Below are 26,336 nucleotides of genomic sequence, written 5' to 3'. Positions count from 1 at the left end.
ACCTCAGTGGACGGGGTGCATGGTGCGCTTGAGCCAGGGGGCGGCGGCGATCACGGCCACACCGGCCACCACCGCGATCGCGCCATTGACACCGAAGTAGGCGGGGTTGGAGACCTCGCCGTACAGCTTCACGACTTGCGCCTGGATGCCGTTGGCGAGGGCCAGCGAGAGGAACCAGAGCGCCATCGTCTGGCTGGCGAACGCCTTCGGGGCGAGCTTGGTGGTCGCGGACATGCCGGAGGTCTCCAGCAGGATGTCGCCGAGGCCGAGCAGCAGGTACGAGCCGACGATCCACCAGGCGGCCATCTTGTAGGTGTCGCCGGTGTGTCCGGAGGTCGGCAGCACCATCAGCAGGAAGGACAGCCCGCCGAGGATCACCCCGATCGCGATCTTGTTGGAGGCGTGCGGCTGGCGCGGGCCCATCCGGGCCCAGACGGCGGCGACCACCGGGGCGAGCGCGACCTCGAAGGCGCCGAGCGCGGAGGCGTACCAGCTCGCCGGGAAGTGGAAGCCGAAGATCTCGGTACGGGCGTTGGTCGACGCGAGCAGCATCATCGTCGAGTACGCCTGGAAGAGGATGAAGTTGAAGACGACGGAGGCCAGGAACAGCACCACGTACGGGCGCAGCCTGCCGCGCTCCTCCGAGGTGACCCGGGGGCTGCGGAACATCACCACGAAGTAGACGACCGGTGCGATCACCGAGATCAGGGTGAGCAGGTCGACGAAGCGGTCCATGGTCAGCCAGCCCGCGAGGGCGAGCGCGGTGGCGACGGCGGCGACCACGACGGCGCCGACCACGATCAGCCGAATGGCGCGGCGCATGGGTGCCGGTGCCAGCGCGAATTCGGCGCTGTGCTTTCGCCCGGCCAGGTGACGCCGGCCCAGCACGTACTGGATCAGACCGAGGGTCATGCCGAAGGCGGCGGCCGAGAAGCCCCAGTGCCAGCTCGCGTGGTCCCCGAGCCAGCCGGTGACCAGCGGGCCGAGGAACGCCCCGATGTTGATGCCCATGTAATAGAGGGCGAATCCGGCGTCGCGGCGCTCGTCGTCGGTGCGGTAGAGCTTGCCGACCATGGTCGCCACATTGGGCTTGAGCAGACCGGTTCCGGCGCTGATCAGACCGAGGCCGACCCAGGTCATGGTGTCGGTGGGCACCGCCATGGCGTAATGCCCGCAGGCGATGAGAATTCCGCCGTACAGGACGGCGCGGTACGAGCCGAGGATCCGGTCGGCCAGCCAGCCGCCGGCCACGGAGACCAGATAGACGAGGGTGCCGTAGGCGGCCGAGACCGACGCGGCGGTCCCCGCCTCCATGCCCATCCCGCCGCGGGCGACCGTGTCCGCGAAGTAGAGGACAAGGATCGCCTGCATGCCCAGGAACGAGAAGCGTTCCCAGACCTCCAGGCCGGACAGGGTCATCAGCCCGCGTGGCTGGCCGAAAAAGGCATGGTCGTCTTCGGGCGGCGGCTGACTTGGTTCGGTGTCGGTGGCCGTGTGGGACAAAGGGAGAACTCCTGATCGTATGAGCTGATCCCGAACATACCGGCGGTGGCGGGAAGGCGCCCACGGTGATCCAAAGAGGACCGGATACGCTGACTTGAGTGATGACAGCGACACATCGACATTCCGTGTGATCGTCAGCAGACAGGAGATCCCCTCGTGACCGTCGTCGGGCCGTTCGGGCTGAGCGTGCGGGACCAGGCACTTGAGGCCGATGTCCAGGCCGGGTTGGTTGCTGTCGAGTCCGGGCTGCTCGATGCCACCAAGAGCGGCGTGCCCTTCATCACGGAGGCCGCGCAGCATCTCGTACGCGCCGGGGGCAAGCGTTTCCGGCCACTGCTGGCGATGCTGGCCGCCCAGTTCGGCGATCCGGACGCGCCGGGCGTGGTGCCCGCCGCCGTGGTCGTCGAGCTGACCCACCTCGCGACGCTCTACCACGACGACGTGATGGACGAGGCGGACGTGCGCCGCGGCGTGGACAGCGCCAACAGCCGCTGGGGCAACTCGGTGGCCGTGCTGACCGGCGACTTCCTCTTCGCCCGCGCCTCGCACATACTGGCCGACCTCGGCCCGGAGGCCGTACGCATCCAGGCGGAGGCGTTCGAGCGCCTGGTCACCGGCCAGATCCTGGAGACCGCGGGACCGGGCGACGGCCGCGACCCGGTCGAGCACTACCTCGAAGTGATGCGCGGCAAGACCGGCTCGCTGATCGCCGTGGCCTGCCGCTTCGGCGCGATGATGGCCGGTGCGGACGAGTCGGCGGTCGACATCCTCACCCAGTACGGGGAGCGTCTCGGCGTCGCCTTCCAGCTCGCCGACGACGTACTCGACATCGCCTCCGACTCCCACGAGTCCGGCAAGACCCCCGGCACCGACCTGCGCGAGGGCATCCCGACGCTCCCCGTGCTCCACCTGCGGGCGCAGGCGGCGGCCGACAGGAAGCCGGACGACCTCGCGCTCGTCGAGCTGCTCGACGGCGACCTCACCGACGACGCCCGGCACGCCGAGGCGCTGCGCAGGCTGCGCGCCCATCCGGCGCTGGAGCAGGCCAGGCGGGACACCGTGCGGTACGCGCAGGAGGCGAGCGCCACGCTGGCACCGCTGCCCGAGGGCTATGCGAAGGCCGCGCTGCGGGAGCTGTGCGACGCGGTGGTGCACCGCGCGGGCTGACGCCGTGGGGGCGTTCCCCGCGGCGTGGGCCCACGTGTGCCGGCGCGCGTCGTCGTCGACCCCGCGTGGGCGTCCCCTACTGGACGGGGCGGCGATCGCCGTACGGTGTCATACCGAAGAGGTACGCGGAGTTGCTCCCGGGGGCTGACGCTTCCGTGCCGCCGGTTTGGTCAGATGGAGAACAACCACTCCTGACCACACCAGGTGAGAATGGCGGCGCGGAGTGGACGAGTGCAACCGGACGGAAGCCGCCGACCACGGAGGTAGGGCACACATGGCACCGAACGACAGCGCAGGGACCAGCGGCGGGACCACGGGCACCGCTGCGGGCCGCCGCAAGGCGGCGCGCTACATCGTCCCGGTCGCGGTGGCGGGGGTGGCCGCCGCGACGATCGGGCTGGTCCCGGCGCTCGCGAGCTCCGGCGATCCCGATCTGCCGAAGATCAGCGCACAGAAACTCATCGAGAAGATCGCCGCTTCCGACACCGAGCAGCTCTCCGGCACGGTGAAGATCAGCACGGACCTCGGCATCCCGTCGCTCGGTGGCCTGGCCGAGTCCTTCGCCTCCGGCGCCGCGGGCGGCAAGGGCGGTTCGGGCGCCGACCCGCAGGAGCGGATGACGGAGCTGGCCTCCGGCACGCACACCCTCCGGGTGGCCGCCGACGGCCCCGACAAGCAGCGGGTGTCGATCCTGGACGACGCCGCCGAGTACAGCCTGATCCGCAACGGCGATCAGGTCTGGGCGTACGACAGCAAGTCCGACGAGGCCTACCACGCCACCGAGGACCGGGCGGGCGAGGACGCCGGTCGGGAGGCCGGCAAGAAGTCCGCGCACCCGGTTCCCGAGGGCGTGCCCACCACCCCGAAGGCGCTCGCCGAGCAGGTGCTGAAGGCCGCCGGACCCACCACGTCGGTGACGGTCGACGGCACCGCGCAGGTCGCCGGACGCGACGCCTACAAGCTGGTCGTCAAGCCGAAGCAGAGCGGCTCCACGATCGGTTCGGCCACGATCGCGGTCGACGCGGAGAACGGCGTGCCGCTGAAGTTCACGCTGCTCCCGAGCGCCGGCGGCAAGGCCATCGTCGACGCCGGATTCACCAAGGTCGACTTCTCGAAGCCGGACGCCTCCTCGTTCACCTTCACCCCGCCCAAGGGCACCTCGGTGACCGAGGCCGACGACGCGAAGGCGCAGCACGGGGCCGACAAGGGCCTCGGCGATCTGATCCCGGGTGCCGAAGGACTGGGCGCCGAGGGGCTGGGCGCCGGTGGCCAGGGCGGCAAGGACACCAAGGTCATCGGCGAGGGCTGGAGCGCCATCGCCGAGATCACCACCCCGGGCGCCGCCGGGCTCCCCTCGAAGGCGTCGGGCGACGTCCCGGCCGAGGCCCAGCAGTTCCTGGGCGCGCTGGGCGACAAGGTCTCCGGGAAGTTCGGCTCGGGCACGGTCCTCAAGACCCGCCTGATCAACGCACTGGTGACGGAGAACGGCAAGGTGTACGTCGGTGCGGTCACCAAGGACGCGCTGGTCGAGGCGGCGAACGACGCCTCCTGACGCCGGGGCGCATCGCGGACGCCTCCTGCTCCGGGCGCACCGCGTGCCCCGCGCTCCGGTGCGCACCGCCTGCCCCGCACCGCTCACCCGCCCCGCCGTACGCTCCGTACGGCGGGGCGGTCCGTCCTGCGACAGGCCCGCGCCCGTCCTACGACAGGCCCTGGCCCGTCCGGCGGGCGAGGGCGGGCCCTGCGCGACCCATGGGGAGTACGCATGACAGAGTCCGGGACCGCCGCCGGACCGGCGCCGGTCACCGAGCCGGGCGCCGTGATCGAGACCCGGGGCCTCACCAAGCGGTACCGCGGCGGCCAGCTCGCCGTCGACGGCCTCGACCTCGGCGTCCCCGCCGGCAGCGTCTTCGGATTCCTCGGCCCCAACGGCTCGGGCAAGACCACCACCATCCGGATGCTGATGGGCCTGATCGACCCGACGTCCGGCACCGCCCGAATCCTCGGCCACCCCATGCCGGGCGCCGCCCGCACCGTGCTCCCGCAGGTCGGCGCGCTGATCGAGGGGCCCGCGCCGTACGGCTTCCTGAGCGGCCGGGACAATCTGCTGCGCTACGACTCCGCCGACCCGACCGCCGACCCCCGGACCCGCCGGGCCCGGGTGGGACAGGCCCTGGACCGGGTCGGGCTCGCCGCGGCGGCCGGGAAGAAGGCCAGGGCCTACTCGCTCGGCATGAAGCAGCGCCTCGGCCTCGCCGCCGCGCTGCTCCAGCCGCGCCGCCTGCTCGTCCTCGACGAGCCGACCAACGGACTGGACCCGCAGGGCATGCGGGAGATCCGCACCCTGGTCAGGGAGCTGGCGGCGGACGGCACCACCGTCTTCCTCTCCTCGCACCTCCTCGACGAGATCGAGCAGGTCTGCACGCACGCCGCGGTGATGGCCAGGGGCCGGCTGATCACCCAGGGCCCGGTCGCCGAACTCGCGGCGGGCGCCCGCGGCCGGCTGGCCGTCACCACCCCCGACCCGGGCGACGCCGCCCGGATCCTGGGCGGACTGGGCGTCACCGGGATCGAGGTCGACGGCGACCGGGTGAGCGCCGAGGCCCCGCCGGGTGACGTCGAACTCGCCGACCTCAGCGCGGCGCTGGTGCACGCCGGCGTACGCCTGAGGTCCTTCGGCGTCCAGCGGGCCTCCCTGGAGGACGCCTTCGTCGCACTCACCGGGGAGGGTTTCGATGTCGCGGGCTGATGCCGCAGTCGCGGGGGAGGAAAGGGCGCCGAGCCCGCGGCGAAGCCTGCTGTGGAGCCTCGGAATCCTCCGCTCCGAGCTGACCACCACCCTCCGCCGCTGGCGCACCCTCGCGCTGCTCGGGGTGCTGGCCGCCGTGCCCGTACTGATCGGCATCGCGGTGCGGATCGAGACCGGCCACGGCTCCTCGCCCGGACCGGACGGCGGCGGGGGAGGCCCCGCGTTCCTCTCCCAGGTCACCAACAACGGCCTCTTCCTGGTCTTCGCCGCCCTCGCCGTGACGCTCCCGGTCTTCCTGCCGATGGCCGTCGGGGTCGTCGCGGGCGACTCGGTCGCGGGCGAGGCGAGCGCGGGAACGCTGCGCTATCTGCTGGTCGCCCCGGCGGGCCGGACCAGGCTGCTGCTGACGAAGTACGCCTCGGTGCTGGTGTTCTGCCTGGTCGCGACCCTGGTGGTGGCCCTCTCCGCGCTCGCCGTGGGCGCGCTGCTCTTCCCTCTCGGCGAGGTCACCACCATCTCGGGGACGCGGATCGGCTTCGGCGAGGGGCTGCTGCGGGCCGGGCTGATCGCCGTGGTGGTCGCGGCGTCGCTGACCGGCTTCGCGGCGATCGGCCTGTTCGTCTCGACCCTCACCGGCAGCGGCATCGCGGCCATGGCCGCCACCGTGGGGCTGCTGATCACCGTCCAGATCATGGACGGCATCCCGCAGTTGAGCGCGCTGCGCCCGTATCTCTTCCCGCACTACTGGATGTCGTACGCGGACCTGCTGCGCGCCCCCGTCTACTGGGACGAGGTGGTCAGGAACCTGGGCCTTCAGGGTGTGTACGCGGCGGTCTTCGGCTCGGCGGCCTGGGCCCGTTTCACGACGAAGGACATCACCGCCTGACGCCTGGGACTTCCTGGCGCACGGGATTCCCTGACGCCGAGGACTCCCTGACGCACGGAACGCAACGGCCCGCCCGCGCCGTCGGCCCGGCGAGCCGTCCCCCGATCGGCTCGTCGCGGCACGAACGGCACGAACGGTGCGGAGTGCAGGAACGATACGACACGGCACGTTCCGTTTCCGCCTGCGTATTGTTCGACCTCTGGCGACAGGCTGTCAACAAGGGCCGGTTCAAACACGCATATGCTCACCGAATGATCACATCGCCGAGTTCACTGCGCCGCAGCGAGAGATCACGGAAAGCGACCCTGGAGGCCGCTCTCGAACTGTGTACGGAGAAGGGGTACGGCCGCGTCACGGTCGAGGCCATCGCGGCCAGAGCGGGCGTCAGCAAGAAGACGATCTACCGCTGGTGGCCGTCAAAGAGTGCGGTGATCCTGGAGGCCTTCACCGAGGCGCTGGTCGGCACGACACCGTTCGCCGACACCGGTGACATCGCCGCCGACCTGCGGGCCAACCTCACGGGCGCGGCGAAGCTCGTCTCCACACCGCCCTTCGGCCCCGCGTACGCCGGAATCCTTTCCGAGATGCACCACGACGACGCGCTCGCGCAGACGGTACGGGCGAAGCTCGTCGACCCCCGCTGCGACGAGGCGGTCGCCCGTCTGCGCCGGGCCCAGGAGCAGGGGCAGATCCCGCCGGACGCCGACCTTCCGCTGGTCGTGGAGATGCTGTACGCCCCGATGTACTACCGCCACGTCCTGCGCAAGCCGATGCAGGACGAGGGAGAGATCGCGGCACTGGTCGCCCATGTGCTGCGGGCGATCGGCGTACCGCCGGAGCCGTGAGACCGGGGCGACCGCCGGACGGACGCGATGCCGGGCGACTGCCGGACGGACGCGATGCCGGGCGACTGCCGGACGGACACGAAACCGGGCGACTGCCGGACGGCTCTGAGACCGGGGCGACTGTCAGAGGGGCGTGCGAGCATGCGACGCATGGGAAACCTGTACGACTACTTCAGCGCACCGGACGACCCGACGGCCCTGGCCGCCTTCGGCCAGGGGGTCGAGGCGGCCGGTCTCCCGATGCTCCCGGTCAAGGGGATCGACCCGTATGTGCAGTTGGGCCAGGCCGAGAGCCTGCTCACCGGCACGCCGTACGACGACGTCACCGCGCTCCCGCGCTTCAACCGGCTGCTCAGCTCCCCCGAGGACGAGTCCCGCTGGCTGGTCACGCTCACGGACGAGCTGCGCGACGCGCTCGCCGGGGCGAGACCCGGCGGGTTCACGGCAGTGGCGGAAACCTGGTCGCGCATCGAAGAGTTCGGCGGCGACGCCCCGCCCCACGAGCTGGCCGACTTCCTGAACACACTGGCGGACCTGGCCGAGGAGGCACGGGCCCACCCCGAGCCGCACCGCCTGTACTGCCTGATGTCGCTCTGACACCGGGCCGATCGATACGGACGGGTCAGCCGAACACCCGCTCCAGCACCTGAGCGACCCCGTCGTCCTCGTTCGACGACGTCACCTCGTCGGCTGCGGCCCGCAGCTGCGGATGGGCGTTGGCCATGGCCACGCCGTACCCGGACGTGCGGAACATCGGCAGGTCGTTGGGCATGTCCCCGAAGGCGATCGCGGAGTCGGCGGCCACGCCCAGGTACTCGGCGGCCAGCGCGAGCCCGGTCCCCTTGTTGACGCCGTAGGGCTGGAGCTCGACCGTGCCGGGGCCGGAGTGGGTGACGGTGGCGAGATCACCGACCGCGTCACGGGCCGCCTCGGCCAGCGTGTCGTCCGCGAGTTCCGGGTGCCGGACGAGCACCTTCACTACGGGAGCGGCCCACAACTCGTGGCGGTGCCGGGTCCGTTGGGCGGGCAGCGTCGGATGGGGCATCCGATATCCGGGCTCGATCAGGGTCCGCCCCTCGGCCCCGTCCTGGTCCACGGCCGCGAAGACCGGCCCCACCTGGGCCTCGATCTTGCCGAGCGCGGTGTCGGCCGCCTCCCGGTCCAGGGTGAGAGCGTGCACCAGCCGCCCGGACCCGGCGTCGTACAGCTGGGTCCCCTGCCCGCACACCGCCGGTCCCCGGTAGCCCAGTTCGGCGAGCAGTCCGCGTATCCCGGGCACGGTCCGCCCGGTGACCACGAGGTGCCGGGCCCCGGCGCGGGCGGCCAGGGCGAGCGCGGCGCGGGTGCGGCGGCTCACGGTGTCGTCGCGGCGCAGCAGGGTGCCGTCCAGGTCGGTGGCGACGAGGGCATGTGCGGGTGGGCTGGGCATGGCACAAGACTAAGAGCGTCCGGAACGCGGACGGGCGCGCGTTGACAGGCCCCCGCCGGGATGCGTGTAATGAACCCGGTGTCGCGTGACGCCGGCCAAAGAGCAGTGGGCCGGCCGGTGCTCGGGCGAACACCCTTCACCGAGGGGCCCGTCATGAGTTCACACTCCGCGCCCTGCATCTGACGCAGCCGCGACCACCGGTCGCACGCTTCCACTCCGCATGCCCCGGCACCGTGCACCGTCACGGGCCCGCGCATCGCGCTCACCCGTTTCTCACGGAGACACAGAACGCATGCCCACACCTTTCAATGAATCCGTCATCGAGGAGTTCCGCGCCAACGGCGGGAAGGTCGGCGGCCCCTTCGAGGGCGGCGACCTCCTCCTGCTGACCACCACCGGCGCGAGATCGGGGACGGAGACCACGACACCCCTCGGCTACGTACGCCACGGCGACGAGCTGCTGGTCATCGGCTCCAACCTCGGCGCCCCGCACCACCCCGCCTGGTACCACAACCTGCTCGCCCACCCCGTGGTCCGGGTGGAGCTCGGCACCCGTACGTTCCAGGCCCTCGCGGTCCCCGCGCAGGGGGCGCGGCGCGAGGAACTCTTCGCGCACGCCGTGAAGGCGGCCCCCGGTTACGCCGACTACCAGGCCCGGACCACCCGGCTCCTCCCGGTCGTGACGCTGGAACGCGCCGAGCCCGAGGGCTGGGAGGCGCCCCGCGAGATCACCACCCTCGCCGGAAAGCTCATGGAGGTCCACACCTGGCTGAGGGGCCAGCTGCGCCAGGTGAAGGCGGAGGTGGACACCCACTTCACCGCACGGGCCGCGCACCGGAGCCCCGGTGCCCCGCCTCCTCCGGGCCTCGGGCTCCAGATCAGGCAGCGCTGCCTGGCGTTCTGCCAGGCCCTGGAGTTCCACCACACCAGCGAGGACGCCCACCTGTTCCCCGGCATCGCCCGCTACCACCCGCACCTGACGGCCACCTTCGCCCGGCTCGCCGCCGAACACCGCGCGGTCGCCCGCATCCAGGGCGAACTGGCGGCCCTGCTGGCGGACATCGGCATCGCCGACCCCGAGCGCTTCCGCACCGAACTGGACAGGATGTCCACGGAACTGAACGCGCATCTCGACTACGAGGAGGAACAGCTCCTGCCCCTGCTGGCCGATGTCCCCTGGCCACCGGCCGCACCCCCGGCCCAACCGCTCGACCCGACCTGACCCGACCGACTGACCGACCGAAAGGCTGTGCCGTGCAAGCGCGAGTGAAAGTGAAGGACTTCGATCACCTGGTGCTCAACGTCCAGGACGTCGAACGGTCCCTGGAGTTCTACTGCGGTCCCCTCGGTCTGGAGCCCATCAAGGTGGACGAGTGGCGGGCGGGGACGTTCCCGTTCCCGTCGGTGCGGGTCAGCCCGACGACGATCATCGATCTGTTGGGCGGGCCGCGCCATGAGTCGAACGTCGACCACATCTGCCTGGTCGTCGAGCCGCTGGACTGGCAGGAGGTCATCGACGCGGGCACCTTCACCGTGCTGGAGGGCCCCGTCTCCCGCTCCGGCGCCCGGGGCGAGGCGCAGTCGGTGTACGTCCAGGACCCGGACGGCAACAACGTCGAGCTGCGCTGGTATCCGCAGGACGTGGTGGGGGACTGACCGGCCGGGTGCGCAGGGTGCCGGGTTGCCCACCGAAGACGCGGAGGGCGGCCCGGTTCACTTGCGGCGCAGTGTGGCGCGCACGGTCTCGCCGTCCGGAGTCCCGGTCCCGGGATCGGTGAGGTTGACCGCCTGATCGACGAGCCACGTTCCCCGTTCGCCGGGAACGAGCCGCAGCGCGGTGTGCATGCTCATGCCGCGCTCCGCCGTCCCCGGCTCGACGGTCACGGTCACCCGCAGTCCGATTCCGGCGGGGTGTGGACCGAAGGCCTCGACCTCGACCGCCTCACCGGTGCTCACCTGCGCGTCGGAGCGGTCCCGGAGCCGGGGCGTACGGGTGATCTCGACGCACTCGGCGATGGTGGCCGCGCCCCAACTCCGCCGCAGACGCTCGGTCCTGGCCTCGCAGGCGGCTTTCCAGTCCTGCTTCAGCGAGGCCCGCTGATAGACCCGGGCGGCTTCGGTCGCACCTGCCACGGACTTCTTGCCGCCACCGCCACCCCTACCGGTGTGGGTGGCGGTGGCGTCGTCACCGTCGCAACCGGCCAGCGGCAGGGCCACCGCCATCACCATCGCGAGCACCCCAGCAGCACGTCCCACCCGATCAGCCACGCCCCGTCCCCACTCCGCCCCGCCGGCTCTCTTCCCAGCGTTGTTCGGAGGATTACAGCACAGGGCCGGAGACCGGTGGGGACGGCGTCTTTTCGTAGCGGTTCGATCAGGGACGTGGATGCTGCCCGGGACGAGGCTTCGGTCACGCGGGGACAAGCCCGGGACGAACGGTCTCCCGCGCACGCTCGTACAGGGCCTGGGCGTCATGGTTCCTGATGTGGGGGCGGATGAGGTGGAACATGTCCGTCATCCGCTTGTCGATGCGCCCGGAGTCGACCAGCGGGTAATCGTCCAGCGCGAGCCCCCATGTCCGGCACGCGGCTTCGAGGTGCCCCACGGCCAGCTGCCGCTCCGCGAGGATCGCCCGTTCCTTGACGCGCGTACGCCGATAGATGCCCTGTCGAAGCCTGTCCGACTCCTGCATGGCGGCAACGGCGCCCTGCACGTCGCCCATTTCGTACCGGACCTGGCTGGTGTGGTAACTGAGTGACGCGGGGGCGTACGAGCCGAACGCCTTCCCCCGGGACTCCGCTTTGTCCATGGCGACTTCGGCCTCCTGCAAGTACATGAGCGCGGAGCGCCGGTCCCCGATCTGTGCGGCCGCGTGCGCCTGCTGGCCGACGAGAAAGGCACGCATGCGCGGACCGGCCTGGGGCGAGGAAGCCGCCGCAGCGTCCGCGAGCCGCATCGCCACCGGCCCTTGCCCCAGGTCCACGGCCTGCACGCTCATCCCTCGGAGCGTCGTGCAGTACGTGAGGTGGTCCTCCGACGCTCCGGCAAGCTCCAGGGCCTTCACGTAGTAGCGCTGCGCGAGCCCGTGCAGACCCTCGTCGACCGCCATGTACCCGGTGAGGTAGCAGAGGTCGGAAGCCGCGGACATCATGGCTCTGCGCACGTCCTCGGGGCCGTCCGTCCTGAGGAACGGAGCGACGGTGTTCACCAGGAAGGCCGCTGCGAGGGGGCGGGCTGTTCGGCCCCCGAATTGGTCATCCATCGAAGAGAGTTGCTCCGTCATGGCCGATACCGTGCGCACGTCGGACATGCCGATGCGGCTACGGGTGCCCGACTGCGCGGCCTCCATGCGCCCCACCACGTCCGGCCACTGGGGGACGGTCAGAGCGACGGAGAACAGCGCAGTGGCCGGCCCGTACTGGTCGTTGCGGCCGGTCTGCGGGGGTGCCGAGTGGGAGGCGGAGCCCGTGAACATGCGGGTGGCAAGCCCCATGGAGCGGTTGCGGGCCGAGAACGCGCGGCGCGACGCCCGGAGCGCGGGGCGCATCCTGTGACCGGGCGCAGGTTCCGCTTCGTCAAGTGGACGCTGCGGCCCGACACCGAGGCCGACGCGCCCCGGACCGTTCACCGGTTCCGCTGCGTCGCGCTGGACGACCACGACGACGAGTGCGGCGCGTGCTCCGCGGCGTGCGCCGAACCCGGTGAGGCGCAGGGCTGGGCGTTGGGTCACTGGCGGGCCAATCCCGACCACGCGAGCTTCGCCGAGACGGTCGAGCGGCCGTGGGTGATGTGGATGGACGGTCCGGCGTGAACGAGTCGGCGGAGCCGGTGGGTTACCGGTGCGAGGCGCTCGCCGAAGAGTCTGAGCGCGGCCTCGACGAAACGGCCCGGTACGTCCTCGGTACCTTCCGGACCGCTTCCCCCGTCCTCGCGCTGCGGTGGCTCGGCGGTCAGGCGCTGTGGATCGTGGACCGGCTGGAGCCCGATCCGCAACGCCTGGTGTGGGTGCGGCCGTTCATACGCTCGTCGGCCGATCCGGCCCTCGGCCACTCCGGGGATCTCCGCGCCTGGTACGAGGACCGCGAGAGCCAACGCGCCGCCCGCGCACACATCAAGACCGGCGCCCCGCTGCTCGTCGTCGTCCCGGACGTGGACCGCACGTACACGCTGTCCGTACGGTCCGTACGGTCCGCACGCGGGTAGCGGGGTGGGAACAGGTCGACGCCAGGTGCGGGGCACTCCGGACCGCCCCCGTTCGGCCGGGCTCCCCGCCGTCAGGCCATGGTGCCCAGGCCGTCGAGGTAGTCGGCGATCACCTTGCTCCGCGTGGCCGGGGTGATCAGGGCCACGTGGTTGTCGGGGCGGACCAGGACGAGGAGGGCGGTGGCCGGGTCGGCGCCGTACGCCGTGCGGGCGTGGCCCGCGTCGTCGGTCAGGTCGCGCGGGGCGCCCGCGTCCACGCCGTACGCCCGCACCGTGGAGCCGTACGCCGCTTCCGTCGCGCGGAGTGCCTCGGCCGTGTCCGGGCCGAAGCCCAGGAGGGTGAAGTGCGGGCCCGCGAACGCCTCGAACAGGCGGACCGGTGCGCCCGTCGCGGTGTCGTGGCAGGGGGCGTCGGGGGCGCGGTCGCCCGCCCGGAGCCGGGGGGTGGAGCCGGTGGGGGAGAGGGAGCTCCAGTGGTAGCCGAGGCCGAGGCCCGCCGTGTCGCCGGAGACCGCCGAATCCAGGCCGCCGCCCGGCTGCCGGATCGCTTCCAGGGTGGCCCGCAGCCGGTCGGCGGTGATGTCCAGCGTCCAGGAGGCCACGGGCAGCCGCTCCTCCTCGTAGGTGTCCAGCAGTCGCTGGTCCGAGCGGCCCTCGGCGACCCGGGCGAGCTTCCAGCCCAGGTTGAACGCGTCCTGGATGCCGGTGTTCATGCCCAGCCCGCCGGCGACGGAGTGCACATGCGCGGCGTCCCCGGCCAGCAGCACGCGGCCCACCCGGTAGCGGTCGGCCATCCGCTCGTTGACCCGGTACGTGGACAGCAGGGTGGCCCGCTTCAGGAGGTCCGCCGGGAGGCGGGTGTGCTTGGCGAACAGGCGCCGGAAGCTCTCCAGGGACGGGGGCACGGGGGCTCCCGCCGCGTCCCGCTCCGGCCCGGCCTGGAACCACCAGCCCGTGCGCGTACCCGGGATCGGGCACAGCATCACGGCCCCGTCCTCGTCGAACCACTGGTGCCAGACGCCGCGGTCGAGGCCGTCCACCTCCACGTCCCCGCAGACCATCGCCTGCTCCTCGGTCGTCTTCCCCTCGAACGTGACGCCCAGCATCTTGCGCACCGGGCTGTGGCCGCCGTCGCAGCCCACCACGTACCGCGCCCCGATGCTCCGGCCGTCGGCGAGGGCGACGGTCACGGACTCGGGGTCCTGCGACAGGCCGACCGCCTCGGAGCCGAGCTCCACGTGGACGCCGTACTCCGCCAGGCGGTCGCGCAGGATCGCCTCCAGCTGCCACTGGGCCAGCAGCGCGCCCCGGTCGTACGGGACGTCCGGCGTCGGGTGCGAGGACGCGAACGGGTCGGCCTCGGCGACCGGCAGCCCGTCGCGGTACTTGCGCATGCGCAGCGGTGCCGACCCCGCGGCCAGCACCCGGTCGACGACGCCCAGGTCCTCCAGCACCTCCAGGGAGCGGGGGTTGGGGCCTTTGGCCCGGGAGCTGCGCGGGAACTCGGGGGACTTGTCGATGATCCGTACGCCGACGGAGCGCCGTGCCAGGTCGCAGGCGAGGGTCAGGCCCGTCGGGCCGGAGCCGACGATCAGTACGGGGACGGGGGAAGTCGGTGTGGGGGTGGCTGCGGTCGGGGGCATGCGGGCTCCTCGGTCGTGGTCCGTGGAGGTCCAGGAAAACGCAACCGAGTTAAAAAAGCAACCAGGTAACTAAAGTTGCGCCGAGGGGGCGGGCTCGTCGGCCGGCGGATTCGGGTGCGGCGCCCGCCGCGCCGACCGGCGCGCCTCGCGCACCTGGATCCGGGTCCGCCGCGCCGTCCGGAACGCGTCCCACGTCAGCAGGGTGAGGGCCAGCCACACCAGGGCGAACCCGGCCCACCGCTCCGGCGGCATCGCTTCGTGGAAGTAGAGGATGCCCAGGACGAACTGGAAGACCGGTGCCAGGTACTGGAGCAGGCCCAGGGTGGAGAGCGGCACCCGGATCGCCGCCGCCCCGAACAGGATGAGCGGGACGGCCGTGACGAGGCCCGCCGAGGCCAGCAGCGCCGCGTGGCCGGTGCCCTCGGAGGTGAACGTGGACTCGCCCCGGGCGCCCAGCCACAGCAGATAGCCGAGCGCGGGCAGGAACATCACGGCGGTCTCGGCGGTGAGCGACTCCAGGCCGCCCATGTTGACCTTCTTCTTCATCAGCCCGTAGGTCGCGAAGGAGAACGCCAGGGTCAGTGAGATCCACGGCGGACGCCCGTAGCCGATCGCCAGCACGAGCACCGCCGCGAGGCCCGTGCCGACCGCGACCCACTGCACGGGGCGCAGCCGTTCGCCCAGGAGCAGGACGCCCATGGCGATGGTGACCAGCGGGTTGATGAAGTAGCCGAGCGAGGCCTCGACGACATGGCCGTTGTTCACGGACCAGATGTACAGGCCCCAGTTGACCGTGATCGTGGCCGCGGCCACCGATATCAGGCCGAGCTTCTTCGGCTGCCGGATCAGCTCGCCGATCCAGGACCAGCGGCGCAGCACCAGCAGCGCGAGGGCGACGAAACCGAGGGACCAGGCCATGCGGTGGGCGAGGATCTCGATCGCGCCGGCCGGCTTCAGCAGCGGCCAGAAGAGCGGGACGAGCCCCCACAGACCGTAGGCGCCGATGCCGGACAGGAGTCCCGCCCGCTGTTCGTTGATCCCCTTCACGGGCCCTCCCGGCGTGTCTGCGTCAACTGCACGAAGGTAGCGCCGGGAAGGGCCCCATGTCATACCCGTATCGCGATACGGTCATGACATGGGGCCCTGAGGTGTGCGGGGGACGGGTGTTACGCGGTGGCCACCGCGGCGGCCACCGTCTCGGCGAGCGGCGTCGTCGGGCGGCCGATCAGCCGGGCCAGATCGCCGCTCGTGGCGGCGAGCAGGCCGCGCCCGATCGCCTCGTCCACGTCCACGAGGATCGCCGCGAAGCCCTCGGGCAGGCCCGCGCCGACCAGGATCTCCTGGTGCACGGCCGCCGGGACGTTCTTGTACACGATCTCCTTGCCGGTGGCGGCGGCGACGGTGGCCGCGTACTCCGCGAACGACCAGGCGACATCGCCGCTCAGCTCGTAGACCGCGCCGATGTGGCCCTCGCCGGTCAGCACGGCGGCGGCCGCGGCGGCGTAGTCGGCACGGGCGGCGGAGGCGACCCGCCCGTCGCCCGCGTTGGCGACGACGGCGCCGTGCTCCAGGACCGGGGTGAGGTTGGCCGTGTAGTTCTCGGTGTACCAGCCGTTGCGCAGGAAGGTGTGGGGCAGGCCGGAGTCGAGGATCAGCTGCTCGGTGACCTTGTGCTCGGCGGCCAGCTGGAAGTCGGCGTCGGGGCCGCCCAGGACGCCGGTGTACGCGAGCTGGGCGACGCCCGCCGCCTTGGCCGCGTCGATGACCGCGGTGTGCTGCGGTACGCGCCTGCCGACCTCGCTGCCCGAGATGAGCAGGACCCGGTCGCCCGCCCGGAAGGCGTCCTTGAGGGACTCCGGCCGGTCGTAGTCCGCGACGCGCAGCTCGACGCCGCGGGCGGCGAGCGGGGCGGCCTTCTCCTCGTCGCGCACGACGGCGGCGATCCCGCTCGCGGGCACGGTGGCCAGCAGCTGCTCGACGACGAGACGGCCGAGCTCTCCGGTGGCTCCGGTGACGACGATGCTCATGGGGGTTTCTCCTCTTTGGCGGTACTTGTGGCACTTGTGGCAGTTGTTCGTGTGCGGGCTCGTAGAACTCACTGTAGGGGGTGCACTAACCAATCGAAAGTACCCACTTTGAAGTAAGGTACTGGTATGAGCGTGAGCGAACCGGGCGCGCGTCCCGATGTGAACCGGCCGATGTGCCCCTCCCGGCTGGTGCTCGAACACGTCACCAGCCGCTGGGGCGTCCTGGTCCTGGCCGCCCTGCTGGAGCGCTCGTACCGCTTCAGCGAGCTGCGCCGCGAGGTGGGCGGCGTCAGCGAGAAGATGCTGGCCCAGACCCTCCAGACACTGGAGCGCGACGGATTCGTGCACCGGGACGCGAAGCCGGTGATCCCGCCCCGGGTCGACTACACGCTCACCGATCTGGGCCGGGAGGCCGCCGAGCAGGTGTGGGCACTGGCCCGCTGGACCGAGCGCCGCCTGGACGCGGTGCGGTCGGCGCGCGAGACGTACGACGAGCGCAAGGCGCACGCCCCGTAGCACTCGCACGCCCCATCACATCCGCACGCCGCGTAGCGCCCGCACGGTCAGTCCGGCTGGGGAGCCCCTCCCTCCTCCAGCGTGCGCAGTGCGCGCGACACGTCGAACGGCAGGATCGTCACCGCCACGTGCGGCAGCTGCCCCAGTGCCTTCGCCATCTGCTCGCCGGTGCCCCGGTGCAGCAGCTTCCCGAGCACATTGGTGTACATCCGCCGCGGCACCAGCACCGTCAGCGAGGTCCTGCCGTCCTCCGTGGTCCGGGTGGCGAGCTCCTTCATCGCGTGGCGCAGCCGCCGGTCCGGGCACTGCACCAGCTCCAGGGGGACGGAGGTGGCGGCCGTCGCCTCCCACCGGGCGGCCAGCCGCCTGCCGTGCGCCTCGTCGATCGCGAAGTGCACGGCCCGGATCTCGTCCGGGCGCAGCTCGTGCGCGTACCGCAGCGCCTTGATCGTCGCCAGGTCCAGCGACTCGACGAGGACGAAGACCAGATGGCGCAGGTTCCGGGGCCGGTCGGCGCCCGGCGCCTGGAGACTCTGGAGCACCGCGGCCTCGCGCCGGTACTCGCGGTTGATCCGCGTCAGCGCCCACACGCCGAGCGGGAAGACCACCACGACCAGCCAGGCGCCCTCGGTGAATTTGGTGACCGCGAAGATCAGCACGACGGCGGCCGAGATGACCGCGGCCAGCCCGTTGACCCCGATCTTCAGCCTGCGGTGCGGTTCCCGGCGCCGCAGGTGGTACGCGGTGAGACCGGCCCCGGCCATGGTGAAGGCGGTGAACACGCCGATCGCGTACAGCGCCACCAGCTTGTCCACGCTGGCCCCGGTGACCACCAGCAGGGCCAGCGAGACGACGGCCAGCGCGATGATGCCGTTGGAGAACGCGAGCCGGTGCCCGCGCCGGGTCAGCATCCGCGGCAGGAAGCGGTCCTCGGCCACGAAACTGGCCAGGAACGGGAAGCCGGTGAACGGCGTGTTGGCGCCGGTGTAGAGGACCAGCGCGGTCGCCAGCTGCACGAAGACCAGCCCGACGGTCCCGAGCGGCCCGCCGCCGAAGGCGAGATGGGCCTCCTGCGCGATGACCGTCGGAGTGCCGTCGGCGTACGGGACGGCATGGGTGAAGTGCGCCAGCGTGGAGACGCCGAGGACGAGCACACCGAGCACACAGCTCATGGTGATCAGGGTGCGCCGGGCGTTGCGGCCCTGCGGTTCGCGGAAGGCCGAGATGCCGTTGGAGATCGCTTCGAGCCCGGTGAGGGACGAGCCGCCGTTGGCGAAGGAGCGCAGCACGATGAAGAGCGAGGCGCCGTAGAGCCAGCCCTCGCCCGGGGTGCCGAGCGGTACGACGCCGTGGGCGTGCAGATCGGCGTGCGGCAGCTCGCCCGTGAGCCCGCGCACCGCGGCGGCGACGAGGACGAGACCGATGGCGGCCATGAAGAGATAGGCGGGCAGCGCGAAGGCCCGGCCCGCCTCGCGGATCCCGCGCAGATTCCCGTACGCGAGCAGCACGATGACGCCGACGGAGACCGGGAGCTGGAGGTGGTCGAGGCCGGTGAAGTCGTTCCCGGCCAGATGGGCGAGCGAGATCAGGGCGTTGGTGCCCGCGGAGACCTGGACGGCGACGGTGACGATGTAGTCGACGAGCAGGGCCACGGCGGCGATCTGCGCGATGTTCGGCCCGAAGTTCTCCCGTGCGACGACATAGGACCCGCCCGCCCGGGTGTAGATCATCACGACATCGCTGTAACAGAGCGTCAGAAGCAGCAGCACCAGCAGGATCGCGCCGGTCACCGGCATCAGCAGGGTGAACGCCGCGGCCCCCACGACGGGCACGAGGACCCGGAGCATCTCCTCGGAGCCGTACGCGGACGAACTGATGCAGTCGGAGGCGAGCACCCCGAGCGCCGTCCGGTTGTTCAGCTTCTCCTCGCTGATGCGCTCGGTGGTGAGCGGCTTGCCGAGCAGATGCAGCTTGATGCGGTACACGGGACGGTCCAGGGTCATGGCCACATCGTGCGCGGTGGCCGACCGCACCTCCGGGACGCCGTCGCCGGACGGGCCGAAATTCAGCCCGTCCGGCGAGGGGGTGATCCGAACGCGGTCCGCACGCGACCCGCGGCGAACCCGTGCGGGACCCGAGCGGGAAGGACTAGCCGACGACCGTCCAGGTGTCGTTGCCGGCGAGGAGCGTGGCGAGGTCGCCCTTGCCGTTCTGCTCGACGGCGGTGTCGAGCTGCTCCGCCATCAGGGTGTCGTAGACCGGGCGTTCGACGTCGCGCAGGACACCGATCGGGGTCTGGTGGAGGGTGTCGGTGTCGGCGAGGCGGGAGAGGGCGAAGGCGGTGGTCGGGGACGGGTTGTGCGCGTCGTGGACGAGGATCCGGGACTCGTTCTCCTCGGTGACGGCCACGACCCTCAGATCGCCGGTGGCCGGGTCGCGTACGACGCCCTTGCCGTTGTCCACGCCGAAGCGGATGGGCTGTCCGTGCTCCAGGCGGATGACGGCGTCCTGGGCCCGCTCCTTGTCCTTGAGCGCCTCGAACGCGCCGTCGTTGAAGATGTTGCAGTTCTGGTAGATCTCCACGAGCGCCGTGCCCGGGTGGTCGGCCGCCGCCCGCAGCACGCTCGTGAGGTGCTTGCGGTCGGAGTCGATGGTGCGGGCGACGAAGGAGGCCTCCGCGCCGATGGCCAGCGAGACCGGGTTGAACGGGGCGTCCAGGGAACCCATCGGCGTCGACTTGGTGATCTTGCCGACTTCGGAGGTGGGGGAGTACTGCCCCTTGGTGAGTCCGTAGATCCGGTTGTTGAACAGGAGGATCTTGAGGTTCACATTGCGGCGCAGGGCGTGGATGAGGTGATTGCCGCCGATGGACAGGGCGTCGCCGTCACCGGTCACGACCCAGACGGACAGGTCGCGGCGGGAGGAGGCGAGCCCGGTGGCGATGGCCGGGGCGCGGCCGTGGATGGAGTGCATCCCGTAGGTGTTCATGTAGTACGGGAAACGGGAGGAGCAGCCGATACCGGAGACGAAGACGATGTTCTCCTTCGCCAGGCCCAGTTCGGGCATGAAGCCCTGGACGGCGGCGAGGACGGCGTAGTCGCCGCAGCCGGGGCACCAGCGGACCTCCTGGTCGGACTTGAAGTCCTTCATGGACTGCTTCGCCTCGGCCTTGGGCACCAGGTGCAGCAGCTGGTTGGCATCAGGCATCGATGGCCTCCTTGAGTGCCGTCGCGAGCTGTTCGGCCTTGAACGGCATGCCGTTGACCTGGTTGAAACTGCGGGCGTCGACGAGGTACTTGGCCCGGACGAGGGTGGCGAGCTGGCCGAGGTTCATCTCGGGGACGATGACCTTGTCGTACTGCTTGAGGACATCGCCGAGGTTGCCCGGGAAGGGGTTGAGGTTGCGCAGATGGGCCTGGGCGATGGGCTCGTCGGCCGCACGGAGCCGGCGTACGGCGGCGGTGATGGGGCCGTACGTGGAGCCCCAGCCCAGCACCAGGGTCCTGGCGCCGGAGGGGTCGTCGACCCGGAGGTCGGGGACCTCGACGCCGTCGATCTTGGCCTGGCGGGTGCGGACCATGAGGTCGTGGTTGGCCGGGTCGTAGGAGATGTTGCCGCTGCCGTCCTGCTTCTCGATGCCGCCGATGCGGTGTTCGAGGCCGGGGGTGCCGGGCACCGCCCACGGCCGGGCCAGGGTGAGCGGGTCGCGCTTGTAGGGCCAGAACACCTCGGTGCCGTCGGCCAGTTCGTGGTTGGGGCCGGTCGCGAACCGGACCCGCAGATCGGGCAGCTCGTCGGTCTCGGGGATCTTCCACGGCTCGGAGCCGTTGGCGAGGTACCCGTCGGAGAGCAGGAAGACGGGGGTGCGGTAGGTCAGGGCGATCCGCGCGGCGTCGAGCGCGGCGTCGAAGCAGTCCGCCGGGGTCCTGGGGGCCACGACCGGGACCGGGGCCTCGCCGTTGCGCCCGTACATCGCCTGGAGCAGATCGGCCTGCTCGGTCTTGGTCGGCAGCCCGGTGGACGGGCCGCCGCGCTGGATGTCGACCACGATCAGCGGCAGCTCCAGGGAGACGGCGAGCCCGATCGTCTCCGACTTCAGCGCCACCCCGGGCCCCGACGTCGTCGTCACCGCGAGCGAACCGCCGAAGGCCGCGCCCAGCGCCGCCCCGATCCCCGCGATCTCGTCCTCGGCCTGGAAGGTGCGTACGCCGAAGTGCTTGTGCTTGCTCAGCTCGTGCAGGATGTCGGAGGCCGGAGTGATCGGGTACGAGCCGAGGTACAGCGGCAGGTCGGCCTGGCGGGAGGCGGCGATCAGCCCGTACGACAGCGCCAGATTCCCCGAGATATTGCGGTACGTGCCCGCCGGGAACGCCTGCGAGGCGGGTGCCACCTCGTAGGAGACGGCGAAGTCCTCGGTGGTCTCCCCGAAATTCCACCCGGCGCGGAACGCCGTCACGTTCGCCTCGGCGATCTGCGGCTTCTTCGCGAACTTGGCGCGCAGGAACGCCTCGGTCCCCTCGGTCGGCCGGTGGTACATCCAGGAGAGCAGCCCGAGCGCGAACATGTTCTTCGAGCGCTCGGCCTCCTTGCGGGACAGGCCGAACTCCTTGAGCGCCTCGATCGTGAGCGTCGTCAGCGGCACCGGATGGACCTGGTAGCCGTCCAGCGAACCGTCCTCCAGCGGACTGGTCGCATAGCCGACCTTCGCCATCGGCCGCTTGGTGAACTCATCGGTGTTGACGATGATTTCCGCACCGCGCGGCACATCGCCGATGTTCGCCTTCAACGCGGCCGGATTCATCGCGACCAGTACGTTCGGCGCGTCCCCCGGCGTGAGGATGTCGTGGTCGGCGAAATGCAGCTGGAACGAAGAAACCCCCGGCAGGGTCCCTGCGGGGGCGCGGATCTCGGCGGGAAAGTTCGGCAGCGTGGAAAGATCGTTCCCGAACGACGCGGTCTCCGAAGTGAAGCGGTCACCGGTGAGCTGCATACCGTCTCCGGAGTCACCCGCGAAGCGGATGATCACCCGGTCGAGGCGGCGGATCTCCTTCTCGCCGTCACCCGCATGATCGGAGCGGGGAGCACGCTGCCCCCCGACGAGCGCCTCGCTGGCCTCATCGGCCTGTTCGGCTGGGCTACTGACCTGGCTGGTCACTGAACTGGACCTCCCTCGGGGCGGCGGCTCGGGTCCCGCCGGCCCGCCGACGGTCCCCATGCCCACCTTACGTCGGTAAGGGTCGCCTTCCCCGGACAAATCAAAGGGTGGACGCCCATTCGAGATGCGGTTTGATATGGGTTTGTCATGCTTTGCAAGCCCCCCAGTCGTTCGATGAAGACGCTGTGCACTCATCCTTTGGTGCTAGGACCCCGGTGACGTTCTCCGGTACCGGCTCCGGCACCGCCCGAGCCACCGCGGTGGCTCGGGCCAGTCCGTGCGGTGGCCGCCGCACGGACATATCTGACAGGGTGTCAGTTCGTCAGGAGTTCAGGTAGGTCAGCACGGCCAGCACCCGGCGGTGATCCCCGTCACTGGGGGACAGCCCCAGCTTCAGGAAGATGTTGCTGACGTGCTTCTCCACGGCGCCGTCGCTCACCACCAGCTGCCTGGCCACCGCGGAGTTCGTCCGCCCCTCCGCCATCAGGCCCAGGACCTCGCGCTCGCGCGGCGTCAGCCCGGCCAGGACGTCCTGCTTGCGGCTCCTGCCGAGCAGCTGCGCCACCACCTCCGGGTCCAGCGCCGTCCCGCCCTGCGCCACCCTGACCACCGCGTCCACGAACTCCCTGACCTCGGCGACCCGGTCCTTCAGCAGATACCCCACGCCCCGGCTGGACCCGGCCAGCAGCTCGGTCGCGTACTGCTCCTCCACGTACTGCGAAAGGACCAGGACCCCGATCCCCGGATAGTCCTTCCGCAGCCGCACGGCCGCCCGCACGCCCTCGTCGGTGTGGGTCGGGGGCATCCGCACATCGGCGACCACCACATCGGGCAGCGCGTCCTGCCCCGCCAGATCGCTCACCGTCTTGAGCAGCGCCTCGGCGTCCCCGACCCCGGCGACGACGTCATGCCCCAGATCGGTCAGCAGCCGGGTGAGTCCTTCCCGGAGCAGCACCGAATCCTCGGCGATGACTACGCGCACCCTGTCCTCCACCATGAAGCCCTATCCCCCACTGTTCGCCGGTCCCGCGTGTACGGTCCCCAGCATCCCAGTATCGGTGGCGTGCTGTCCTCGGCCGCCGGGTGGACTTCAGCCGCGCACAACCGCGCCCCGCGCGGCGGCGAGGCCCCGCGAGGGCGGCTCGATCGTGCGACACGGGGCAGCGCGGCCCAGCCGCGGCGGGGCGACCGTGCCCCGTACCGCGGCCCGGACTCGCCGGAGCGGCCCGATCGCGCCCCGCGCGGCGGCGTGACCCGGCCACGGCGGCCCGATCGCGTCACCGCGGTTCAGCCGCGCCACGGCAGCTCGGCCGTGACCTGGGTGGGGCCGCCCTGCGGGGAGTCCACGACCAGCACGCCGTCCACCGCCTCCAGCCGCTCGGTCAGCCCGGCGAGCCCGCTGCCCGCCGACACATCGGCGCCGCCGCGTCCGTCGTCGGTGACCTGGAGCATCAGCCGGTCCGCCGCCCGCCACACGTCGACCGACGCGCGGGTCGCGCGGGCGTGCTTGCTCACGTTCTGCAACAGCTCGGAGACCGTGAAGTACGCGATGCCCTCGATGGCCTGGGCCGGCCGGGCGGCCAGATCCACCTCGACCGTGACGGGGACGGTGCAGCGGGAGGCGATGGCGGAGAGGGCGGCGTCGAGTCCGCGGTCGGTGAGGACGGCGGGGTGGATGCCGCGGGCGAGGTCGCGGAGTTCCTGGAGGGCGACCTTGACCTCGCCGTGGGCCTCGTCGACCATGCGGGCGGCGGCCTCGGGGTCGTCGGTGAGCTTCTCCTTCGCCAGGCCCAGATCCATGGCGAGGGCGACGAGCCGGGCCTGGGCGCCGTCGTGGAGGTCGCGTTCGATGCGGCGCAGGTCGGCGGCGGCGGTGTCGACGACCACTCCCCGGTCCGACTCCAGCTCCGAGACACGGGTCGCCAGTCGGGACGGTCCGAGCAGCCCGGCCACCATCACCCGGTCCACGCTCACCAGACCCCGGATGATCCACGGCGTGACGAGGACGAAGGCCAGACCGATCGCGCTGGTCAGGCCCAGGTCCAGGGAGGAGTCCAGATAGACCGCGTGGCCCTGGTCGCCGTACAGCTGGATGCCGCCGACGCCCACGTGCGTCGGGAAGATCCAGTGCCACAGCGGGTAGGTCAGCGCCGTCCAGCCGAACGTCCAGAGCACCACCGCGACGCCGAAGGCGAAGACCGCCCACGGCATGTGCAGCAGCGTGTAGAGCAGATGCCGCCAGGACGCCCCGCTCTTGAGCATCGCGCCCACCCAGGACATCAGGCCGCCGGTCCTGCCGCGCACCGGCGCCGGGGCCGCCACGTCCAGCTTCAGCAGCCCGCGCGCCCGCACCCGCTCCATCGCGCCGAAGCCGCGGCACATGGCCAGCGCGCCGGCCAGGATCGGGACCCCGAGGAAGGTGATCAGCATGCCGACACCCAGCGTCGTCAGGGTGATCGAGAAGGCGAACAGCACCAGGCTGATCGGCAGGCTCAGCAGCAGATAGGTGAACTCGCGCCAGGTCCTGCCCTCGACGGGCGCGCGCAGTGCGGCGGGGAAGAAGTGCTTCACCGGGGGGTGCTCCCCGAAACCGGTTCCGGACCGCTGGTGGTCCCGAGTGTCCGGTCCGTATGCCGTGGCCATGGATGCCGTCCGTTTCTTCTCATTCTTCTCGGCGCTCTGGTGCCGTGATGACAAGGGTGCTGTTTCGCGGGCCGGTCCACCATGAGGGGGGTATCCCTCTTCGGCCGGGGGTTTTCCCCACCATGGGGCCGTCGGGCCGTCGGGCCTCCAGGCGGTCGGGCCTCCAGGCCGTAGGGAGGGGAGCCGGACTTCTAGAGGCGCTTGGCCGTCCCCGTACCCTTCGGCTCCCCGGCCTTCTGCCGCTCGCGGTCCCGCCAGGGCAGTTCCGCGGTGACCGTCGTTGGCCCGCCGACCGGTGAGTCGAGGACGAACAGCCCGTCGACGGCGCCCAGCCGCTCGGCCAGCCCCGCCATTCCCGTACCGCCGTCCATCCGGGCACCGCCGCGTCCGTCGTCGGTGACCTGGAGCAGCAGCCGGTCCCCGGCGCGCCACACCTCGACGGAGGCCGAACGTGCCGCGCTGTGCTTGCTCACGTTCTGCAACAGCTCGGAGACCGTGAAGTACGCGATCCCCTCGATCGCCTCCGCGGGACGCCCCGGCAGGTCCACCGCCACCGTGACGGGGACGGTGCAGCGGGAGGCGATGGCGGAGAGGGCGGCGTCGAGTCCGCGGTCGGTGAGGACGGCGGGGTGGATGCCGCGGGCGAGGTCGCGGAGTTCCTGGAGGGCGACCTTGACCTCGCCGTGGGCCTCGTCGACCATGCGGGCGGCGGCCTCGGGGTCGTCGGTGAGCTTCTCCTTCGCCAGGCCGAGGCCCATGGCGAGGGCGACGAGCCGGGCCTGGGCGCCGTCGTGGAGGTCGCGTTCGATGCGGCGCAGGTCGGCGGCGGCGGTGTCGACGACCACTCCCCGGTCCGCCTCCAGCTCCGCGATCCGGCGCTCCAGCTCGTCGGAGGGCGAGAGCAGCCCGCGCACCATCGACCGGTCCACATTGCTGAGGAGCCGCGTGACATGGGGGAGCACCGGCCACAGCACGAGGAGGCTCACGAGCGTCACCCCGAAGGTGAGTACGCCCCAGGGCAGCCGGATGAACGAGTACAGCGCGGCCCGCCAGCCCACCGGGTCCATGATGCTCGACCACAGCCAGGGGAAGAACCCCTTCTCCCGGCGGGCCAGCTCCATCGGGCTCGGCTCCTCGACCCGCACCCCGAGCATCGCCCGCGCCCGGCCCCGCTCGGCCTTGCCGATCAGCCGCGCCCCGTGCAGCCCGACGGCGAGCAGGGGCAGACCGACCACCGTGACCGCGAGCCCCACGCCCACGGCGATCATGAACACCGTGTAAACGAACCCGACGATGGCCACGGGGAGATTGACCAGGAGATGGCCGATCTCCTTCCAGGTCCATCGATCGAGGGTGAGGCGGGCGGGCGGTGGCCGGTCGTCGTCGGGCACCTGGGGGCTCATGGTCATGGTCCCAGCCTGCCGGGCCGGACCGGCACACGCCATGGGGCTCGTGGGTGAGGTGAAGTGGGGATAACCCCACCCCTTGGCCGACGCGGCTGCTTACCGTCTCTTTAACAGGGCCTAGACTCCCGTGCGTACAGATCACCGGACGGATTCGAGGGAGCGAG

The 26,336-nt window shown here is 71.3% G+C and carries 25 protein-coding genes; 12 read left to right on the top strand and 13 right to left on the bottom strand.

Annotation, left to right across the window (positions count from 1 at the left end):
- Positions 1-3 precede the first annotated feature (3 nt).
- The gene (locus tag GA0115234_RS20180; protein ID WP_093543625.1) at positions 4-1,503 is read right to left on the bottom strand and encodes a peptide MFS transporter; all 1,500 of its coding nucleotides are present in this window, start codon (positions 1,501-1,503) and stop codon (positions 4-6) included.
- Between the two features lie 156 nt (positions 1,504-1,659).
- Here GA0115234_RS20180 and GA0115234_RS20175 point away from each other — a divergent pair, with 156 nt between their 5' ends.
- The 6 genes from GA0115234_RS20175 (at position 1,660) to GA0115234_RS20150 (ending at position 7,747) form a co-directional block, all read left to right on the top strand.
- Positions 1,660-2,670: a polyprenyl synthetase family protein gene (locus GA0115234_RS20175; protein ID WP_093543622.1), complete on the top strand. Its 1,011-nt coding sequence runs from the start codon at positions 1,660-1,662 to the stop codon at positions 2,668-2,670.
- A 274-nt stretch (positions 2,671-2,944) separates the two neighbouring features.
- On the top strand, positions 2,945-4,222 hold the full coding sequence (locus GA0115234_RS20170) for a LolA family protein (protein WP_093543620.1): 1,278 nt from the start codon (positions 2,945-2,947) through the stop codon (positions 4,220-4,222).
- A gap of 213 nt (positions 4,223-4,435) precedes the next feature.
- Positions 4,436-5,419, top strand: a complete 984-nt coding sequence (locus tag GA0115234_RS20165; protein WP_093543618.1) for an ABC transporter ATP-binding protein — start codon at positions 4,436-4,438, stop codon at positions 5,417-5,419.
- Positions 5,406-6,305, top strand: a complete 900-nt coding sequence (locus GA0115234_RS20160) for an ABC transporter permease (RefSeq protein ID WP_093543616.1) — start codon at positions 5,406-5,408, stop codon at positions 6,303-6,305. Before GA0115234_RS20165 ends, GA0115234_RS20160 begins: the two co-directional genes overlap by 14 nt.
- A 251-nt stretch (positions 6,306-6,556) precedes the next feature.
- Positions 6,557-7,150, top strand: coding sequence for a TetR/AcrR family transcriptional regulator (locus GA0115234_RS20155; RefSeq protein WP_093543614.1), 594 nt, complete (start codon positions 6,557-6,559; stop codon positions 7,148-7,150).
- 150 nt (positions 7,151-7,300) lie between these two features.
- Complete coding sequence (locus tag GA0115234_RS20150; protein WP_093543613.1) at positions 7,301-7,747, top strand: hypothetical protein; 447 nt, start codon at positions 7,301-7,303, stop codon at positions 7,745-7,747.
- Positions 7,748-7,772: 25 nt separating this feature from the next.
- Here the strand turns inward: GA0115234_RS20150 and GA0115234_RS20145 are convergent, their stop codons facing one another.
- On the bottom strand, positions 7,773-8,579 hold the full coding sequence (locus GA0115234_RS20145; protein ID WP_093543611.1) for an HAD family hydrolase: 807 nt from the start codon (positions 8,577-8,579) through the stop codon (positions 7,773-7,775).
- Positions 8,580-8,871: 292 nt separating this feature from the next.
- On the opposite strand from GA0115234_RS20145, the gene GA0115234_RS20140 reads away from it, so the two are divergent.
- Both GA0115234_RS20140 and GA0115234_RS20135 read left to right on the top strand, forming a co-directional pair.
- Complete coding sequence (locus GA0115234_RS20140) at positions 8,872-9,801, top strand: nitroreductase/quinone reductase family protein (protein WP_093543610.1); 930 nt, start codon at positions 8,872-8,874, stop codon at positions 9,799-9,801.
- 44 nt (positions 9,802-9,845) lie between these two features.
- Positions 9,846-10,235: a VOC family protein gene (locus GA0115234_RS20135; protein WP_093543608.1), complete on the top strand. Its 390-nt coding sequence runs from the start codon at positions 9,846-9,848 to the stop codon at positions 10,233-10,235.
- A gap of 57 nt (positions 10,236-10,292) precedes the next feature.
- Here GA0115234_RS20135 and GA0115234_RS20130 read toward each other — a convergent pair whose 3' ends face one another.
- Both GA0115234_RS20130 and GA0115234_RS20125 read right to left on the bottom strand, forming a co-directional pair.
- On the bottom strand, positions 10,293-10,847 hold the full coding sequence (locus tag GA0115234_RS20130) for a hypothetical protein (protein ID WP_093543607.1): 555 nt from the start codon (positions 10,845-10,847) through the stop codon (positions 10,293-10,295).
- Positions 10,848-10,989: 142 nt separating this feature from the next.
- Positions 10,990-11,979 (bottom strand): transcriptional regulator, encoded by a 990-nt coding sequence (locus GA0115234_RS20125; protein WP_093543713.1) that lies wholly within the window; start codon positions 11,977-11,979, stop codon positions 10,990-10,992.
- Here GA0115234_RS20125 and GA0115234_RS44355 point away from each other — a divergent pair.
- The 3 genes from GA0115234_RS44355 to GA0115234_RS20115 are packed head-to-tail and all read left to right on the top strand — an operon-like array spanning position 11,927 to position 12,782.
- Positions 11,927-12,133, top strand: a complete 207-nt coding sequence (locus GA0115234_RS44355) for a hypothetical protein (RefSeq protein WP_237541568.1) — start codon at positions 11,927-11,929, stop codon at positions 12,131-12,133. The genes GA0115234_RS20125 and GA0115234_RS44355 overlap by 53 nt on opposite strands.
- Entirely contained in the window at positions 12,130-12,390 is a 261-nt protein-coding gene (locus GA0115234_RS20120) for a DUF7848 domain-containing protein (protein ID WP_093543605.1), read from the top strand. Before GA0115234_RS44355 ends, GA0115234_RS20120 begins: the two co-directional genes overlap by 4 nt.
- A complete protein-coding gene (locus GA0115234_RS20115; RefSeq protein WP_093543603.1) occupies positions 12,387-12,782 on the top strand; it encodes a hypothetical protein in 396 nt (131 codons plus the stop codon). Before GA0115234_RS20120 ends, GA0115234_RS20115 begins: the two co-directional genes overlap by 4 nt.
- Before the next feature lie 71 nt (positions 12,783-12,853).
- On the opposite strand, the gene GA0115234_RS20110 is transcribed toward GA0115234_RS20115, so the two are convergent.
- The 3 genes from GA0115234_RS20110 to GA0115234_RS20100 form a co-directional block, all read right to left on the bottom strand.
- Entirely contained in the window at positions 12,854-14,425 is a 1,572-nt protein-coding gene (locus GA0115234_RS20110) for an FAD-dependent monooxygenase (RefSeq protein WP_093543602.1), read from the bottom strand.
- A gap of 69 nt (positions 14,426-14,494) precedes the next feature.
- Complete coding sequence (gene rarD / locus GA0115234_RS20105; RefSeq protein WP_093543600.1) at positions 14,495-15,472, bottom strand: EamA family transporter RarD; 978 nt, start codon at positions 15,470-15,472, stop codon at positions 14,495-14,497.
- 119 nt (positions 15,473-15,591) lie between these two features.
- Entirely contained in the window at positions 15,592-16,452 is an 861-nt protein-coding gene (locus tag GA0115234_RS20100; protein WP_093543599.1) for an SDR family oxidoreductase, read from the bottom strand.
- Between the two features lie 126 nt (positions 16,453-16,578).
- On the opposite strand from GA0115234_RS20100, the gene GA0115234_RS20095 reads away from it, so the two are divergent.
- Positions 16,579-16,968, top strand: a complete 390-nt coding sequence (locus GA0115234_RS20095) for a winged helix-turn-helix transcriptional regulator (RefSeq protein ID WP_093543597.1) — start codon at positions 16,579-16,581, stop codon at positions 16,966-16,968.
- A 47-nt stretch (positions 16,969-17,015) separates the two neighbouring features.
- Here GA0115234_RS20095 and GA0115234_RS20090 read toward each other — a convergent pair whose 3' ends face one another.
- The 6 genes from GA0115234_RS20090 to GA0115234_RS20065 form a co-directional block, all read right to left on the bottom strand.
- A complete protein-coding gene (locus GA0115234_RS20090; RefSeq protein WP_161275618.1) occupies positions 17,016-18,971 on the bottom strand; it encodes an APC family permease in 1,956 nt (651 codons plus the stop codon).
- Between the two features lie 145 nt (positions 18,972-19,116).
- Positions 19,117-20,175 carry a 2-oxoacid:ferredoxin oxidoreductase subunit beta gene (locus GA0115234_RS20085; RefSeq protein WP_093543595.1) on the bottom strand — a complete coding sequence of 353 codons (1,059 nt, stop codon included), beginning with the start codon at positions 20,173-20,175 and terminating at the stop codon, positions 19,117-19,119.
- Positions 20,168-22,123 (bottom strand): 2-oxoacid:acceptor oxidoreductase subunit alpha, encoded by a 1,956-nt coding sequence (locus GA0115234_RS20080; protein WP_093543594.1) that lies wholly within the window; start codon positions 22,121-22,123, stop codon positions 20,168-20,170. The genes GA0115234_RS20085 and GA0115234_RS20080 overlap by 8 nt, the downstream gene beginning before the upstream one ends.
- 322 nt (positions 22,124-22,445) lie before the next feature.
- Positions 22,446-23,120, bottom strand: coding sequence for a response regulator transcription factor (locus GA0115234_RS20075; protein WP_202553944.1), 675 nt, complete (start codon positions 23,118-23,120; stop codon positions 22,446-22,448).
- A gap of 290 nt (positions 23,121-23,410) precedes the next feature.
- On the bottom strand, positions 23,411-24,766 hold the full coding sequence (locus GA0115234_RS20070) for a sensor histidine kinase (protein ID WP_093543592.1): 1,356 nt from the start codon (positions 24,764-24,766) through the stop codon (positions 23,411-23,413).
- 191 nt (positions 24,767-24,957) lie between these two features.
- Positions 24,958-26,175 carry a sensor histidine kinase gene (locus GA0115234_RS20065; protein WP_093543707.1) on the bottom strand — a complete coding sequence of 406 codons (1,218 nt, stop codon included), beginning with the start codon at positions 26,173-26,175 and terminating at the stop codon, positions 24,958-24,960.
- Between the last annotated feature and the right edge of the window lie 161 nt (positions 26,176-26,336).

Origin of the sequence: Streptomyces sp. DvalAA-43 (genome assembly GCF_900091725.1) — a bacterium.
Taxonomy (GTDB): Bacteria; Actinomycetota; Actinomycetes; order Streptomycetales; family Streptomycetaceae; genus Streptomyces; species Streptomyces pulveraceus.
Note: the sequence above shows the minus strand (reverse complement) of the source record. Positions and strands in the feature narration are given on the sequence as shown.